This is a genomic window from Vibrio sp. 10N.286.51.B11, assembly GCF_041469245.1.
Lineage (GTDB): Bacteria > Pseudomonadota > Gammaproteobacteria > Enterobacterales > Vibrionaceae > Vibrio > Vibrio crassostreae_C.
The window spans coordinates 12982-29419 of the sequence record NZ_JBFRKI010000017.1; the positions used below are offsets into that span (position 1 = coordinate 12982).

Sequence of the window (16438 nt, forward strand, 5' to 3'; positions counted from 1 at the left end):
TCAAACGTAATTGATTGTTATGCAACGGTGATAATCCTAACGTTAAATGGATTGAATTGTAATCAAAACTCGTGATGGGCGAGAAAATGGAATCAGAATATTTATCCATAAAGTGACTTAACGAATATGCATACAGTTGGTTCTTTCTGATGTGCTGTTATCTTGCAGTAAAAATTACCGATTAATCTAAGATCTGCAGTAATTGTTTGGGATAAATATTCAAATCATTATTATTTTCAGTGAATCTTGTCGTAACAAGTTGTTTACAATTCTGAGGTAAATAAAAGATAGGGACGGTTGAGATGTTAAACCTACACAAAAAATCACTTCATATTACTAATGTTCAAAATGCCAATTGCGTTGTTATGGTTCCGCCAAAAGAGTTTCGATTTAACGAAGAAACAGCACGTGACAACGAGTTTCAGCACAGAGTCAATCTGACCGAAGCTGAGGTGAAGCTAGAAACGATGGCCGAATTTAAGGCTATGGTGGCTTCGTTGCGTAAAGAAGGTGTGCAAGTTGTAGAGTTTGATTACCCAGAATTGGGTGTCGAAACCCCTGACGCAGTGTTCCCAAACAACTGGTTCAGTACTTGTAGTGATGGAAGTTTATTCACTTTCCCTATGGCCTGTGAAAACCGTCAGCATGAAGTTAAGCCTACTGCTCTTATTGAAGTGCTGGAAGCGTCTGGTCGCATTGTTAACCACAGTGAGTCTATGGAGTCATACGTTGCTCAAGGTTCTTATCTAGAGAGCACCGGTGTGATGGTTATCGATCACATCAATAAGACGATTTATGCGGCGCTTTCTCAGCGTTGCGACCGTGAAGTATTAGAAGATTATGCGAAGCGTATTGGTTATTCTCGCGTGGTTTCGTTCCAAACGGCATTACCGTCTGGTCAGCCGATTTATCACACCAATGTGATGATGGCGGTTGGTGATAACTTCTGCGTGATCTGTGATGAAGTGATTCCTGAGTTTGAACGCCGCTTTGTGGTGAAATCTCTTGCAAAAGACAAGCAAGTTATCTCGATCTCGATCGATCAGATGAACCGATTCTGCGGCAACATTCTGCAATTGGAAACCGTGAATGGCGATAAGGTAATCGCGATGTCTCAATCGGCTTACGATGCGTTTTCTCCAGCCCAGTTAGCTCAGCTTTCGACGCATGGAAAACTGCTGCCATTTAACGTGAAAACGATTGAAGACATTGGCGGTGGTTCGGTGCGATGCATGTTGGGTGAGGTGTTTTTACCAACGCGAGTAAATCGTCTGTAACAAGCACTCACTTTCAGTAATGAATCTTTGAATACCACTCTTATCGCAGAGTGGTATTTTTGTTTTTGTCTTTCACATATAAGAGAACAGAGCTCGATACAGGAGTCAACGCGCAAAAGCTAATGGAAATAAGCTATGAAGCGTCCTTAAAAGCTCTGTGTTCGATGAACTGAGCCGACAGTGTTACGACTTCTTTGGAGTAGACGAGCGCCGTGTGGTTGAGTTTGAGGGCGTAAGTATCCGTTGCTCCTCTCAGGTTGGCGTCTTCGAGTGTGACTGTGCCATCGCCCGGGTTTCTTCCCAGAACAATACGTCCGACTCCGGCGTCGTAGGTACCTGTAATCACGCCAATCGGCACATCAATATCGTAGTCACCCAAGCCATCACTTAAGATCATTTTGCTCGAACCAAATATAAATCCAAGACCATGATTCGAAAGCGTTTTGGCTATGGTTGCCCCATTGTGCGGCGTACCTGCGGTAATAATGCAGGTGTCTGCAAAGTCGGGTTGGTAGAACTTAAAGTAGTGGCGAATCAGCAAGCCACCGAGTGAGTGACCAAAGAAATAGACCTCATCGTACTCATTAAAGCGAGCATTTACGAAGCGATTGAGGCGTTTGGCTGCAGAAGGGAAACGCAGCGAGTTGTAGGCAAACTTGTGCGTTGTAAAGCCGCGTTTTTTGAAGTTTCTATCCAGATATAGCATGATCAACGCAGGCATATATAGGCCATGAATTAAAACTATATGTTTGTTTTTATTATTCATTTTTGTCCTCCGTCTGATGATGTCCCCAGTATATTTAGTCGCAAATCTAAACTCAATAAAACTTGCTACGAATGGGGCACAAAAGACAGAGGTGTACGTTATAAACAGTGCGTTCGTCATAGAGAAAAGGTGGGTTAGTCAGATCTCACTCCACCATACACATCTATGGTTAATCCGCCTTGTTTGGCGTAAGTATTGGGTGTTAGACCGATGGTTTTCTTTAGGTAACGAATCAGGTGCGGTTGGTCGCTAAACCCAAATTGAAAGGCGACGTCCATCCAGTCGATGTCATCCAAATTTCGCTTATACAAGTATTCCAACATCGCTTCGAGTTTGTTCATCGATTGGCACTGTTTTAATGTCAGCCCTGTTACCTTGTTGAAGCTTCTTTCCAATGTTCTTTGCGAGCAAAACAGCTTGTCTCCAAGCTCTGCAATCGGTGTCGAACCAAGCACACCCAACACCTTGCGTGTGAGTTCGCTGTGCCTATCCGTTTTAGCTGTCGATAGCCAAGGCAGCATTAAATCATCTAACTGCTGACAGCAGGCCTCAACATCGGTTTGAGCGAGCTTGATCAGCGACATTACTTCGGCATTAGGATTATCTAACAAACTCGCGAGATCGATAGGGTTAACACTGTCTAGGCTGGGGTGTGGACAGTCTGGAATATCTAACGTGTACAAGGCTCCGACATGGAATTTAATACCTAGGTGAACAAAGGGCTTTGAGTGATCCAATTCGATGGCTTTATGGTGTGGTAACAGCAGATGGCAACCAACGCCTTGATCGACCTGTTGCTCAATCGTGTAGTGATATGCCTGCTCGCTTGGCGATAAGATGAGGTGCGCCGATGGATCGGGATTGAGTATCGGAAACTGATGAGTTTGGGCATCGGGCGTTTTCTCGATAAGCCAGTAGCAATCAATGAACTGAGCGATTTCAGGGGATTTTGGCGACTGTAACCAATTGATCATTCGAACTTCTATTTCTGATGAGTACTTTACCACTATATGTGGATATCGTTGTCTGTGACAGTTTTATCCATACTAAGTGCTTGCGCTTGGCATCTTAGCTTCACTTCACACTGAGTGCGCATGCTCAGTGCGAGGTAAAGCTGAGTTTTCAACTAGCGAAAATCAAACTGTAAGATGCGATGCTTTGATGACAACCCAGCGCGTGTGATAGCTTTTTGCGCGCCAATATTGCTATTTTCTGTTGAACAGATAACTTCCAAATCTTGCTGGTTAGCGTGCTGCTTTAGAAAGTTAAGAACACGCGTTGCTAACCCTTTTCCGCGCTCTTGTTGAGCGACAATCATACCCAGGTCGGCAAACTGTGTTTGATGCTCATCGAACTTACGGCACTCACCGGCTGCGAGAACGCTGCCATTTTCCCAGTAGCCCCATAACTCTTGGCGGGCAATCAAATTGCCGTAGTAGCCGGTTAACCACTCTTTTGGCGCACCAATCGTTGATGAAGCAAATTCGACTAATTGATCGAGTTGTTCTTGCGTCGCGAGAGTCATCTCGACGTCTTCAATACGACCTGAATTACGACTAGAGTTAGCTTCTTGGTCTTGGCAATACATCAAGGAGTTCACCTTAAATGAATGGGTGTTATCCATGCATAGTGACAAGTATTGTGGTTCTGCCGTGCTTACGAATGCGCCTTTCACTTCACCAATCACAGAGCTGTTGTTTTCTACGATTAAGGTAAACAAGTCTTCTATATTGGTGTTGGCTGTTGGTGCTAGGTAGAATTGAAGTAAGTAACCTTCTCCGTTCAATACGCAATACCCCACAAGTTTGTCATCTTCGTAAAAGCCGTAATGGTCAGACATAGGTACAAAGCCAAAATGCCACATGCCATCGAGTGGAGCTGTAGATTCAGCAAAGTAAGCCGTTTTAAGTTCGCTTAAGTCGCTAAGTACTGAGATTTTTTTGATGTCTAACATCGCGTTAATTCCTGTTGTTTCGATTCGGTAGAGTGCGTGGTTGTCATCTTGTTCTCAGGTGCGTCAACGGACGATGAGATAAATTGATTAGCCAAGCCACGTTTCAATAGCAGCAATTGTAGGTGAGTACTCTAGATTGATATTGAATAAAAACGACAGTTTTGAAAGGCGTGTAAGTATTAACAGGAGAGCTTATGTTAATTGAAAGAGGGCAAGATATCTTACCCTCTGTTGAACTTATTGATGTGGAAGTTCAACAGAGGGCGCATTACTTATCTGAGTCTTCAGCTTTGATGAGTTTTGTATCGACAGTTTCACTCTTTAACTCAGGATCAACTAATACCTTTATCACGCCTTTTTGTAGGATCAGGTTATTAGGGTAGGTGATGATGTTGCCCGAACTGTGTCGAAGAATAACGTGGAACATGGTGATATCGATGATCACACCGCTGATGTCTTCGTCTTTCTCCGCGACTCTTACTCTGTCGCCAATGCGATAAGGGAAGACGAAAAATATTAGTACGCTGGCTGTGAGGTTACTTAGAATCGACCATTGCGCGAATAAAGCGACACCCAGCACCGCAAATATCGAAGACAAGAACAGAGAAATATCACCAAAACCCAAGTTAAGAACAATCGTAAACACAGCGATGAAGAGTAGAAACAGAACAATATTGAAACACTTAATCACGAACTGCTTTCGCTTCAATTCGACACGTTTATTTTCCGCTAATGTTTCTATCCAGTTCTTACCTAAGCGTTTGATCACCCAATACACAGTGATAAGAAGTAAACCTAAAACTACTTGTCTAAGCCACATATTGGATTGCAAAAACTCAACCATTAAATAAACCTCAATTTTTTCAAAATAACGACCTCTGCCGCTATGACCACGAGCAGCCCAACGCAAAATAGTGGGAATGCTATTGGGTTATCTGTTCCGGGTATTCCTGCAATATTGACACCCAGCAAACCGGTGAAAAACCCAGCAGGGAGGAAAATACCCGCAATGATAGAAAATAGGTACGTATTTCTATTCATTTTTTCAGCTTGTTGCTGACTTAGGCTCGCTAAAAATACATTAATTTGTTCGATGTAAAACTCAACAGACTCATTAATTCTCAGGATGGTATCAAGGCTGTTCTTTATATGACTGTTGTGCTTACTCAATGGTGCAGGCAGGTCACTCATTAAGTCCTCAAAAACGTATTTCTGTGGCTTCAAATAGCGCCTTAGTCTAAGTAGCCTTGAATGCAGAGCGTTAATGGATCTTATGTCGATATTGGATTTAGATTCTAACTCGTCAATCAAGAGTTCGACGGGTACTAGGAAGGTTGAAATACTGTGGTTGATTCCACGTATCATGCCCAGTAATACATCAGGTAATGATGTCGGGCCTTGGTTTTGTTTGAGATCAGATATCAGATTACTGACCGCTTTTGAAGGAACTTTGCGTGTCGATATTAAAGTGCCTTTGTACCATAAGATGCGTAGGCTAAGCATGTCGTCAGGGTTAGCACCTTCGTTTAGATTAATCCCTCGCAGAATCATCAAAAAACAGTCGTGGCCAAACTGTTCGAACCGAGGACGGGTGTCATCGGTGAGTAATGAATCGATGATGGCATTTGGAACCGTATTACTGTGGAGCCATTCTCTCAAACCGTCAGCATCTCTTTGGCAGTGATACCAAGTTGATTGCTCGAATGAGGCTGGGCTGGTGGTGTGTTCATGTGCCACCCCCTCAGAAAATTGCCAGCTTGAAATTATGAAAGCGTCCATTCATTTGTCCTTAATGATATGACGTAAACATTGATATTATGCGCCATTCAGGCGCGGTATTGAACTGAGCTTAATCGTGGTAAGTTCAATGAGCGATGTGAGTGAGATGAAGTCTAATAAGACATGTTGGTCTTTGGAGTACGACGGACTCTTCCATTATTGTCTCTATTAAATGTAGCTCATTGTTTCGTCGTTATAAATTAGCACTCTGGCTCCATGTTAGCGACGAAAAAAAGAAAAGACCGAGGTCTTTTCTTTTTAGGGGAAGTTGAGGAGAGCTTGTTCAGGCAACTCGAGTTTTCCGATGGTTTACATAAGTAAAAGCACTACCGACACGCAGCAAAAATGTCTTGGTTTTCTCGGTATTCTTTGGTTTGTACATCCATTAGGCCGAGTAAAGAGTCGAACAGGTTATCTTGGGAGAAGCTCTGTTCTTTGCCTGCCTTTCTTAAGCAGGTCTGGTTTATCCCTTTCTGCTCGGCGAAACCATCAGACATCCACATTATCATAGGCACATGGGTTTGCTCTTTCGGTGCCAATGAATAAGGCATGCCGTGTAAGTAGACGCCATTTTCTCCCAATGATTCTCCGTGATCGGAAATGTACATCAGCGCAACATTGTACTTATCGGTGAGTTTCTCTAGCTTCTGAATAGCCTGTGATAGAAAGAAATCTGTGTACAAGATGGTGTTGTCGTAGGTGTTGACCACTTGCTCTTTGGTGCAGTTTTCGATATCAGAACGTGGGCAGTCTGGCACAAACTTCTTATGATCTTCTGGGTATCGCTCGAAGTAAGTTGGGCCGTGAGATCCGGAGATATGATAGAAAATGATGCTATCTTGTTTAAGAACTTGAGTATCTTGTTCGAAGTTCTCTAGCATGGCTGTGTCATAGCACACATCTTTATTACACAGCGGGTCGCTGTCTTTGGCGACGAGAGTCATCTCTTTGATTCGATGTGCGACCGCCTTGTCTCCACCATCGTGCTCTCGCCAGATAGAGTGAATGCCCGCGCGGTTCATAATGTCGACTACGTTATCTTGGTTGTAGGCTTTGTCGCGATCGTAGTTGCTTCGGCTCATGTTAGAAAACATACACGGCACAGAAACCGCAGTGGCTGTTCCGCATGACTGAACATCAGAGAAAAAGATCGGATTATAGGGTTTGGTATGAGCATTGGTTTCTTTCTCATAGCCATAATATTGGTAGTTATATACACGTGCTGTTTCACCAAGAACAAACACCAATAAGGTCGGTTTGGTTGCCGCTTTTGCTTGTGGCTTGAGTTGAGCATCTAATCCCAATTCTTGATAGGGGATGGGCTGTTTGATGTAGGTGTTATTGATGTATTTGACTGTTGATGCTACGTATTCGGTCGGAATGATCATCTTTTTAAGATGAGAGTTATTACGACCAATCGACACATAATCTTTGTAGAAAAGCCCGGCAATAATCGCAATGACGATCAAGGAAGAGAGCAAGCCAATCGATTTCCAGACAAAGAAATCCTTCCAAGACTCTTTTTCAAGTTTGGTAAACAACAGGATGAGAGATGGAATACCACCCATAGCCAGTAGCCATAAGATCGAGTGACCACTGATATAGCTGGCTGCTTCACCGCTATTGGTCTCAAACACATTCTCTATCATGCCGTAGTCGACGAATATGCCGTAATTGAACATGCTGTAGCTGACTAAGGTTGAGGTGATCAGCAATAAGATGAAAAACGGCTTAGAGAAAATAGGCCAGTTGAAGACTTGGAAGATGAAATTAAAGGCAGCAAGGAAGAAGATAGGAATGGAGATAAGAAACGCAACGCTTTCAGACTTCGATGCCTGAACAATACTAAACAGTTCTTGGGAGAGAGGTAGATTGACGACAAGCAGATAATACACGGCCAACACAAAAGGCAGCTTGTTTATCGACATGTTAAAGCTTGGTAGATTCATAGGTCTTGTTTTCCTGCGTCTCTTATCCCTTTATTTTAGTCTCGCTACCAAGAAAGCTCTAATATCAACGCATAAAGCTCAGTAAGTAATGGTGAGCGATAAACCGGCTAAAGTGAAATGACGCGATAGTGCGTGTAGAAACAAAAAATTCACTTTACTGAGTGACCTTCATGACAAGGTGGAACAGCAAAGTGAATTAGTATGTTCAGCTTATTCTATGTGGTTCAATCACATTAGAAGTTGTAAGAACCACCGAAGCTAATGCTGTTGAAGGCAAGTGTTTTGTCTTCTTTCTTAAAGCCGTAGTCGTTCTCAACACTCACTGCGTCTGCTTGTGAGATTAGGCGTAGTGTTAGATGTTCGATTGGCGTGTATTCAACACCAACACCAAAGTGGAAACCGGTACCGCTATCGTCATCATATAGAGCTGCGTTATTTGCGTTTAGGTCAACAGAGCTTAAACCTGCAAGCACGAATGGACGAATCGTGTTGTCGAACGTATAACCTAGGTTTGCTGATAACGAAATAGAAGTTGGCGACAGTTTTGCAGCACCTTTTTTGTAGTCTGCGTAATCGTTGTAGCCAAGTTCAACACCAACGATACGGTTGAACTGGTAGCCACCATATAGGTTGTAACCCATGCCGTCTGAGTCTAGGTTGCCTTGACCGTCTGTATCAGAATCTTGGTACACACCAAGGCCGCCACCGATGTACGCACCGCCGTCAGTACCTGCAGCTAAAGCTGGAAGAGAAACTGCGCTGATTAAACCCAGTGCTAATGCTGATTTTGTTATCTTGTTCATTTTTGTTACTCACTCTTAAATGTCATGCCAGTATCAATTATTTTTGTTTTGCGACCTTTCGACCGTTGGTGAGCATTATTCCGTAGTCTTATACGTATTACTGTATGGCTTTGTAAGCTAAATCGTTACATAGTAGATAAAATGCTCATCCGGTTGCTTAGTGAGTTAGGCTGCCAAAAACAAGGAATACACATGCTAATGAAATAAAATACATGTTTGGTGGTTGTGGACGTGCAAGGTAAGCTTGCACGCCTTGTTGATGAGAGTGAGACACTTATTTCTAACTGTGGAAAGTTGATTAAGGGCGCACAGGTTTTGGGTCTGCCAATTATTCGTTTGGAGCAGAATCCAGAGAAGCTAGGTGCGACGGTTGATGAACTCAATGACCTTTTGAGTGATGCTAAACCAATACCTAAATTCACGTTTAACGCGTGTGATGAGCCCAAGTTTGTTGAGGCGGTTCAAACCAAGGATGTAGAGACTTGGTTGGTGTGGGATTGAGGCTCATATTTGTGTTTATCAAACCGCATTGGGTTTGTTGGAGCTTGGGTACAGGGTTCAGGTAGTTGGCGACTGTATTGGTTCACGGACAGCATTGAATAAGAAGTTGGCTATCAGCCGATTACAGGACGCTGGTGTCCAAATTACGGGATTAGAAATGAGCTTATACGAGCTAGTGAAAGATTGCCGCGCACCAGAATTTAAGCTCATTCTATCCTTGATTCGTTAATCACCGAGAGGCTGTCTGTCGCCCCCACCTCGGTAGGAATCTAACGCAACCTTCAAGCGACGCAGCTTGTCGCGCGAGCGATTCTTATGATTGACCGCGATTCCCATAGAAAGCACATCCACTAACGCCAACATGGCGTAGCGAGAAGCCGACGGTTTGTAGATGAAGTCAGTTTCCATATGCTTGATGGGTAACAAGATATCGGCAATCTTTGCCAGTGGTGTATCTTTTGGGGTAATCGCTATGATCTTAAGCCCGTACTGTTTCGCCAGCTCTGCAGTTTCGGTGATCACAGGCGTGAAACCGGTCGCGGAGATCATCACCATCACATCATTGGCGTCTGCTGTCGCGGCAACCATACGTGACATTAAGCCATCGTTGTACGACACCACGGGATAGCCCAAACGAAACAGTCGGTGTTGCAGTTCTTGAGAAGCGATGGTCGAGCCACCACCCATGCCAATAGCAATGATTTGTCTGGCGTTATGCAGCCAGCTGACTGCGGTTTCAACGTCTTGCTCTTTGAACAAGGTGCGGTTGATGTCTAGGCTCTGCTTGATCGATTCGTAGATACCTTGATAACCCGTTTGGTCAACCGGTTCGAGAATAAAACGCTGGCCAACTGTCAGTGTTTGAGCAAGCTTGATCTTCATATCACGTACGTTGCTGCAGCCGATAGCCTTAGCAAAACGTGTAATGGTGGCTTCACTGACTTGAGCGCTTTCAGCAAGCTCTGTGATGCTGGCATTGGCAGCAAAATCAATGTCGTCCATGATCAGCTTAGCGACTTTTTTCTCTGCATCACGAAGAGCGGGAAAACGCTCCGTTATCTGTGAAATGATATCTACTTCTAAACTCAAGAATCCTGATCCTTTGTTGATGGGGCTAATCGTTATCACCTAGTTATTAAGAACCTAGCTCGTAAGAAGTAAGCTCTTTAGCTTTTTAGCCATTTAGCCGTTTAAAACTAAGCGTTAGCCCCGTTAGTATATCTTATTGTTTCGCTGATTCTAGCTTATTGAAAAATCGAACTAGAAGCAGGTTTCCACCCAGTTTGTTACCTGATGGTCGTCATCGCTGATGGCAATGTAGCGCCACTTATCGAAGGTTAAACACGGGTGTGAGGTTGAGAATGCAATCATGTCGCCCACTTCAATTTCAGAAGAGCCGTCCGTTTCAACAAAGGTATGCTGATCCATCACGGCGGTCGCAGTCAGCCCTTTCACAGAGATAGCTTCGCCATTGCGATAGCCGCGTTCGGCAATAGGTAACCCCGCATCAAAGGCCACATCACGCTTGCCTAGCCCAACAACTAGTTTGGTCGGTTCTGGGCGAGAGATTACATACGCCCATACCTCAAGTGCCGATTCCAGATCTCCACCCAATTCGCACGCGTAACCTTGGTTTACTTGGGCACGCTGCAACACTTTGCTTTGAGCGTCTAGGTAGATACCTGTGTCGTGAATCGCGTAACAGCCCGGGCGGATGATCGCCAAGTAATCGGTTAGGTTCGCTAAACATTCTGCAACCACGTCATACCAAGCCGAACCTGCACCAGTGATGATAGGTTGACCGGTAATTAAACCGTCTGATGCGAGGCTTTCGACCGAGGTCAGCGCTTGGTTTAAGAAGGTACGAATGTCTTGCTCGGCATTGTCGCCATGAATCACGCCCTCATACACCTCAATACCCGCTAGCGAAAGTGCAGGCGTATCTTGAATGGTTTGAGCCAGTTCTAAAACTTCTTGAGGTGAACGACAACCACAACGGCCACCCGGAACACCAAACTCGATTAGAGCTTTTAGCGTCTGCTTTTTGTTGGCGAAGTATTGGTTGAGTTGCTGCACGTTTACCGATGAATCCACACAGCAATAGAAATCAACGTCGAACTCACTAATAAGCTGTTCGATGATCGCCATGTTGGTTTTACCTACCAATTGGTTAGCCATGATGATTCTTTTTGCGCCTGCCATTGCTGCAATTTCTGCTTGTGCAGGTGTCGCAACGGTAATTCCCCAAGCGCCATTTTCTAGCTGTTGACGGAAGAAATCAGGCGTCATCGATGTTTTGCCATGTGGTGACAATTTAACCTGATGATGATCGGCGAATGATTGCATCCAATTCAGGTTATTGGTCAACGCTGATTGTTTGATAATTGCTACCGGAAGCGAAATGTCTTCATCAACCAGTCGATAAACACCGTTCTCAGATTGTGATACTGCTCTCCCTTTTTGGCCTTTTTCAGTCAAGATGAAACTATCTTTTTGATACTTTATAACATCTTTTTGTGCAGGGTTATGTTTCATTGCTGATTCCTAACATGATTTAAGTGGTTGTTATTTAATGTTTAAATATATCTGTAATGTATTTTGTGATAGAAACTATCACACAAATTAAAATATTATGTGTGTTTTGTCACTGAAAATAATCGGCTGGATTTCTAATATAGCTCCATCAACAAAGTGGATTGAGAGAGTGAGAAATGTTGTTCGATACGATAATTAAAAATGTAGAGGTGTTTGATGGCACCGGCGAACAATCGTTTTGTGCCGATGTAGCAATCCGAGATGGAAAAATCGCCGAAATTGGCAAAGTCGATCATGAAGATTGTAGCCAGTTGGTTGAGGGAGCTGGCTTAGCATTGGCTCCTGGATTCATCGATGTACACACACACGACGATACCAATGTAATTCGTTACCCAGACTGCCTACCAAAGATCAGCCAAGGCGTGACAACCGTAATTGTTGGCAACTGTGGCATCAGCGCATCGCCAACGGTTTTGGCGGGCGATCCACCAGACCCAATGAACCTATTAGGCGCGCAGGCTGATTTCAAATACCCAACCTTTGCCGCGTATGCACAAGCCGTAGAGCAAGCGCAACCAGCGGTGAACGTAGCAGCGTTAGTTGGCCACACCACACTGCGTAACCAAGTGATGGACGACCTACAACGCACCGCAAGCGAAGAAGAAATCGCGGTAATGCAAACCAACCTTGATTTAGCGATGGAGCAGGGTGCACTGGGTTTGAGTTCAGGTTTGGCTTACGCCAGCGCGAAACAAGCTAATGCCAACGAAGTGATGCAGTTAGCGAAAGTGCTTTCTAGCCATGGCGGCATCTATACCACGCATATGCGTACCGAATTTGAAGAGATCTTAAGCGCGATGGAAGAAGCGTTTGAGACTGGGCAATACGCGAAAGTACCGGTTGTTATCTCTCACCTTAAATGTGCAGGTGCAGGTAACTGGGGCAGAACCGTTGAAGTACTTGATTTGATGGACAAGGTTTCTGAGCACCAAGATGTGTCTTGCGACTGCTACCCATACTCAGCGAGCTCTTCGACATTAGATTTGAAACAGGTGACGGACGATTTCGATATCTTCATTACTTGGTCTAAAGCAAAGCCAGAACATGCAGGCAAAACGCTTAAGCAGATTGCTGATGAGATGAACCTACCACTGATGGACGCAGCAAAAGCGCTTCAACCAGCCGGTGCGGTTTACCACTGCATGGATGAGAACGACGTAAAGCGCGTATTGAAATACAAGCTGACCATGGTTGGTTCTGATGGTTTACCCAATGACCCGCATCCACATCCAAGATTGTGGGGCACCTTCCCGAAAGTCTTAGGTCATTACTGCCGAGATGAAAAACTGTTTGCGCTACCAGAAGCGATTCACAAAATGACCGGAATGTCTGCGAAGCGCTATAACCTCGCGGGAAGAGGTGAGATTCGCCAAGACGCATTTGCCGATTTAGTTTTATTTGACCCAAAGAATATTAAAGACACAGCAACATTTGAAAATCCTATGTCAGTTGCTGAGGGAATCGAAAGTGTATTTGTAAATGGTGAGTTAACTTACCAAAAAGGAAAAGTGAAAAATAATCGTTCAGGCGTTTTTATTTACCGTAATTAGAATTTAATTATTTTATTAGATATACAGTAATAAGAAAACGACGAATTAATTTAAATATATTGGAACAGAACCAATATTATCTATAAAGAAGTGGAGTTAAAAAATGACTATTAAACGTTACGGTGTTGAAGGCGGTACAGGTACAGGCGGACAACATTTACCATTTGCACGCGCAACTGAAGCGGGTGGTTTCCTATACGTTTCTGGCCAGACACCGATGACAGATGGTGAAGTGGTAGAGGGTGGCATTGTTGACCAGTCTCGCCTAGCGATCCAAAACTGTGTCGATATCATGACTGAAGCGGGCTACGGCCTAGAAGACGTAATGCACGTAAAGGTTGTGCTAACGGATTCTCGTTACTTCCAATCTTTTAATAAGGTATTCAAAGAGTTCTTCGGTGCTAACCCACCGGCTCGTATCTGCATGGTTTGCGACCTAGTTGTAGACGTGAAGGTTGAAGTAGATGTGACTTGCTACCGCGCGGATCGCGTTTAGTAATAACCTAATCACAATTACCTACTTAGAGAGTATTAGGGGTTAGTCATCCCTGTTATTATCCTTTAATACTCTCACCCTACATTTATAAAAATTACTTTAATTAAAATAGATAAAATCAATAAAGTAATTATATGAAATATAAAAATGAATGAATCATAAATAAAGTTCAAGAATGAACTCAATATTTCACTGAGAGGTGTCAAATGAACAGCACACTTTTTCTTACAGGCTTCGGCGTGTACGTATGTTTTTTAATTTGGTTAGGCTGGTTTGTCTCGCGTAATCAAAAATCTGGCGAAGATTTCTTATTAGGTGGCCGTGGCCTGCCATTATTCTTAGTACTTGGTACAACAGTTGCGACTATGGTCGGCACGGGTTCAAGTATGGGCGCGGTTGGCTTTGGCTACGCAAATGGTTGGGCGGGTGCTCTGTACGGAATAGGCGGTGCTGTCGGCATCCTATTGCTTGCACTTTGGTTTGCTCCGGTTCGTAAACTGAACTTCATGACCATGAGTGAAGAGCTGGCTTATTACGTTGGCGCTAACCGAATCGTAAAAAACGTGGTTGGCCTACTTATCTTTATCGCGTCAATCGGTTGGTTAGGTGCGCACATTCTAGGTGGCGGCATGTACCTAGCGTGGATTGCAGACATCGACCTTAACCTTGCGAAAATTATTATTGCTGCAGCTTTCACTATCTACGTTGTTATCGGTGGTTACACAGCAGTTGTATGGACCGATACGATTCAAGCAATCATCCTTTTTGCTGGCTTCATCCTAATGGCGGTAATGTCTGTTGATCACATTGGTGGCATGGATAACCTTTACGCTGCGATGGACCCTGCTGCTACAAGCTTTTTAGCAATCGATAAACTGGGCATTCTGCCTGCTGTTTCTCTGGCTGTGGTTATCGGTGTGGGCGTACTTGCAACACCTTCATTCCGTCAGCGTATCTACTCTGGTAAAGATGTTTCAACTATCCGTCGCTCATTTGTCGCTTCTGGTGTGTTGTACCTTTTCTTCTCTATTATTCCAGCAATCATAGGTATGGCGGCACACGCAATCGACCCATCATTGGATAACCCGAACTACTCGTTCCCATACGTAGCTGCAACGGTTCTTCCAGTTGGCGTAGGCATGATTGTTCTTATCGCAGGTCTATCTGCAACCATGTCGAGTGCAAGCTCAGATGCGATTGCCGGTGTATCTATCCTACTGCGTGACGTGTACGTGATGTTCACAGGCCGCGTACCAAACAAAGAATCAATGTTGAACTACTCTCGTCTAGCTTTGGTTGTGGTGATTGGCTTCGCACTACTGTTCGCACTGACGTCAAACGACATCATTGGCTACATCACTAAGATGATTTCAACGGTTATGTCGGGCATGTTTGTGTGCGGTATGTTGGGTAAATTCTGGAAACGCTACAACTGGCAAGGTGCGCTTGCAACACTAGCGGGTGCTTCTGTAGCTTCATTCGTAGTAATGTTAAACGCTGACTACACAGCCTTCTGGGGCAACCCAGTTATCCCATCATGTCTGTTTGCTCTAACGGCAGGTGTGGTTGTGAGCCTAGTGACTCCGGCTAACCAAGTAACACCTGAAATGGCAAAAGCGATTCTTGATGACGAGCGTGCTCTGATGGAGATGGAAATGTCTGAGACTGGCGTACTTGAAGAAGAAGCGGCACCTCAACGTCCTGCAAATCAAACAAGCTAAACCTAGTCTCCACAACTGGTTTGCTTAATTCAGGCCCTGCTTAGTGGCAGGGCCTTCTCCCACATATATCTCTCTATTTTAGGATCGGCTATGCCTGCATCTTCTCATTTCAATATTGCTTTCTTTGGCGAATGTATGGTCGAAATCAGCGGCTCTCCATTAACCAAAAAGTTTGGCGGTGACACACTTAATACCGCACTTTACCTTTCTCGCTTAACTCAACATCAAAACCTCTCTGTGCACTATGCGACAGGGCTTGGCAGTGATGAGCTGTCTCAAAATATGATTGATAGCTGGCAACTAGAAGGCATTCAAACCAATTTCGTCGAACGCATTGCGAACAAGCTTCCTGGACTCTACATGGTTGAAACCGACGAGACAGGCGAGCGACACTTTCATTACTGGCGCAACGACGCGGCAGTCAAATCTTACTTTCAAGCTAGTGATCTGAATAAGCTTGAAATCGCCCTGACCGAGAAACAAGTCGATGCGGTTTACATCAGCGGTATCAGTATCGCGATTTTAGATGACGCCTATCGTGAGCGCTTATTCAAAGCTATTAGCGTGTTCTCAAATCAAGGCGGCAAGCTGATTTTTGATAACAACTATCGCCCGCAACTTTGGACGACTGAACAAGCTCAGCATTGGTACGCCAAGTTACTACCATTGGTCGACATTGCACTGATTACCGAAGACGACGACCTGCTGGTTTGGGGCAATGGCGAGAGCGTTCAACAACGCTGCCTTCGCTTAGGCTGCCAAGAGATCGTCATCAAACGTGGCTGTGAGCCATGCAAGATTGTTCAAGTTGAACAAGGCGATGTTGTTGAGAGTTATGTATCCGCGACTCGTGTTTCTAACGTGGTCGACACCTGCGCTGCGGGCGATTCATTCGCTGCGGGTTATTTAGCTGCGCGTCTTACTGGCGAGAGCGCCACCGACGCAGCCGAATTTGGCCACCAACTGGCTTCCATCGTTATTCAATACTCTGGCGCAATAATCCCTATGAGCGCTATGAGCCAACTGATTAAAAAGTAAAATAAAAAG

At 44.4% G+C, this 16438-nt stretch carries 14 protein-coding genes and 1 pseudogene; 6 read left to right on the forward strand and 9 right to left on the reverse strand.

Annotated features, from left to right (window positions below; all coding sequences use genetic code 11):
- The first annotated feature begins 302 nt into the window (after positions 1–302).
- Complete coding sequence (locus tag AB4154_RS09435; RefSeq protein WP_372122791.1) at positions 303–1277, forward strand: arginine deiminase-related protein; 975 nt, start codon at positions 303–305, stop codon at positions 1275–1277.
- Between the two features lie 133 nt (positions 1278–1410).
- On the opposite strand, the gene AB4154_RS09440 is transcribed toward AB4154_RS09435, so the two are convergent.
- The 7 genes from AB4154_RS09440 to AB4154_RS09470 all read right to left on the reverse strand — a co-directional run bounded on the left by AB4154_RS09440 (position 1411) and on the right by AB4154_RS09470 (position 8528).
- A complete protein-coding gene (locus tag AB4154_RS09440; RefSeq protein WP_137001602.1) occupies positions 1411–2043 on the reverse strand; it encodes a triacylglycerol lipase in 633 nt (210 codons plus the stop codon).
- A 134-nt stretch (positions 2044–2177) separates the two neighbouring features.
- Positions 2178–3017, reverse strand: coding sequence for a helix-turn-helix domain-containing protein (locus AB4154_RS09445; RefSeq protein ID WP_372122793.1), 840 nt, complete (start codon positions 3015–3017; stop codon positions 2178–2180).
- Positions 3018–3169: 152 nt separating this feature from the next.
- Positions 3170–3997, reverse strand: coding sequence for a GNAT family N-acetyltransferase (locus tag AB4154_RS09450; protein ID WP_372122795.1), 828 nt, complete (start codon positions 3995–3997; stop codon positions 3170–3172).
- A 268-nt stretch (positions 3998–4265) separates the two neighbouring features.
- Positions 4266–4841 (reverse strand): mechanosensitive ion channel family protein, encoded by a 576-nt coding sequence (locus AB4154_RS09455; RefSeq protein ID WP_017062014.1) that lies wholly within the window; start codon positions 4839–4841, stop codon positions 4266–4268.
- Entirely contained in the window at positions 4841–5776 is a 936-nt protein-coding gene (locus tag AB4154_RS09460) for a CorA family divalent cation transporter (RefSeq protein WP_372122797.1), read from the reverse strand. Before AB4154_RS09460 ends, AB4154_RS09455 begins: the two co-directional genes overlap by 1 nt.
- Positions 5777–6102: 326 nt before the next feature.
- Positions 6103–7725 (reverse strand): phosphoethanolamine transferase, encoded by a 1623-nt coding sequence (locus tag AB4154_RS09465; RefSeq protein ID WP_372122798.1) that lies wholly within the window; start codon positions 7723–7725, stop codon positions 6103–6105.
- A gap of 233 nt (positions 7726–7958) precedes the next feature.
- The gene (locus AB4154_RS09470; RefSeq protein WP_372122800.1) at positions 7959–8528 is read right to left on the reverse strand and encodes a porin family protein; all 570 of its coding nucleotides are present in this window, start codon (positions 8526–8528) and stop codon (positions 7959–7961) included.
- 216 nt (positions 8529–8744) lie between these two features.
- Between AB4154_RS09470 and AB4154_RS09475 the strand changes: the two are divergent.
- Positions 8745–9258 (forward strand): annotated as a pseudogene (locus tag AB4154_RS09475) (hydrolase).
- On the opposite strand, the gene AB4154_RS09480 reads toward AB4154_RS09475, so the two are convergent.
- Positions 9255–10118 carry a MurR/RpiR family transcriptional regulator gene (locus tag AB4154_RS09480; protein WP_017065163.1) on the reverse strand — a complete coding sequence of 288 codons (864 nt, stop codon included), beginning with the start codon at positions 10116–10118 and terminating at the stop codon, positions 9255–9257. The pseudogene AB4154_RS09475 and the gene AB4154_RS09480 overlap by 4 nt on opposite strands.
- A 171-nt stretch (positions 10119–10289) precedes the next feature.
- A complete protein-coding gene (locus AB4154_RS09485) occupies positions 10290–11564 on the reverse strand; it encodes an amino acid deaminase (protein ID WP_017062020.1) in 1275 nt (424 codons plus the stop codon).
- Between the two features lie 176 nt (positions 11565–11740).
- Here AB4154_RS09485 and AB4154_RS09490 point away from each other — a divergent pair, with 176 nt between their 5' ends.
- From AB4154_RS09490 to AB4154_RS09505, 4 genes are all read left to right on the forward strand, one after another.
- A complete protein-coding gene (locus AB4154_RS09490) occupies positions 11741–13174 on the forward strand; it encodes an amidohydrolase family protein (RefSeq protein WP_102398392.1) in 1434 nt (477 codons plus the stop codon).
- A 103-nt stretch (positions 13175–13277) separates the two neighbouring features.
- Positions 13278–13670 carry a RidA family protein gene (locus AB4154_RS09495; protein ID WP_017065166.1) on the forward strand — a complete coding sequence of 131 codons (393 nt, stop codon included), beginning with the start codon at positions 13278–13280 and terminating at the stop codon, positions 13668–13670.
- Between the two features lie 206 nt (positions 13671–13876).
- A complete protein-coding gene (locus AB4154_RS09500; RefSeq protein WP_048660497.1) occupies positions 13877–15391 on the forward strand; it encodes a sodium:solute symporter family protein in 1515 nt (504 codons plus the stop codon).
- Between the two features lie 90 nt (positions 15392–15481).
- Complete coding sequence (locus tag AB4154_RS09505; protein WP_372122802.1) at positions 15482–16429, forward strand: sugar kinase; 948 nt, start codon at positions 15482–15484, stop codon at positions 16427–16429.
- Positions 16430–16438 lie beyond the last annotated feature (9 nt).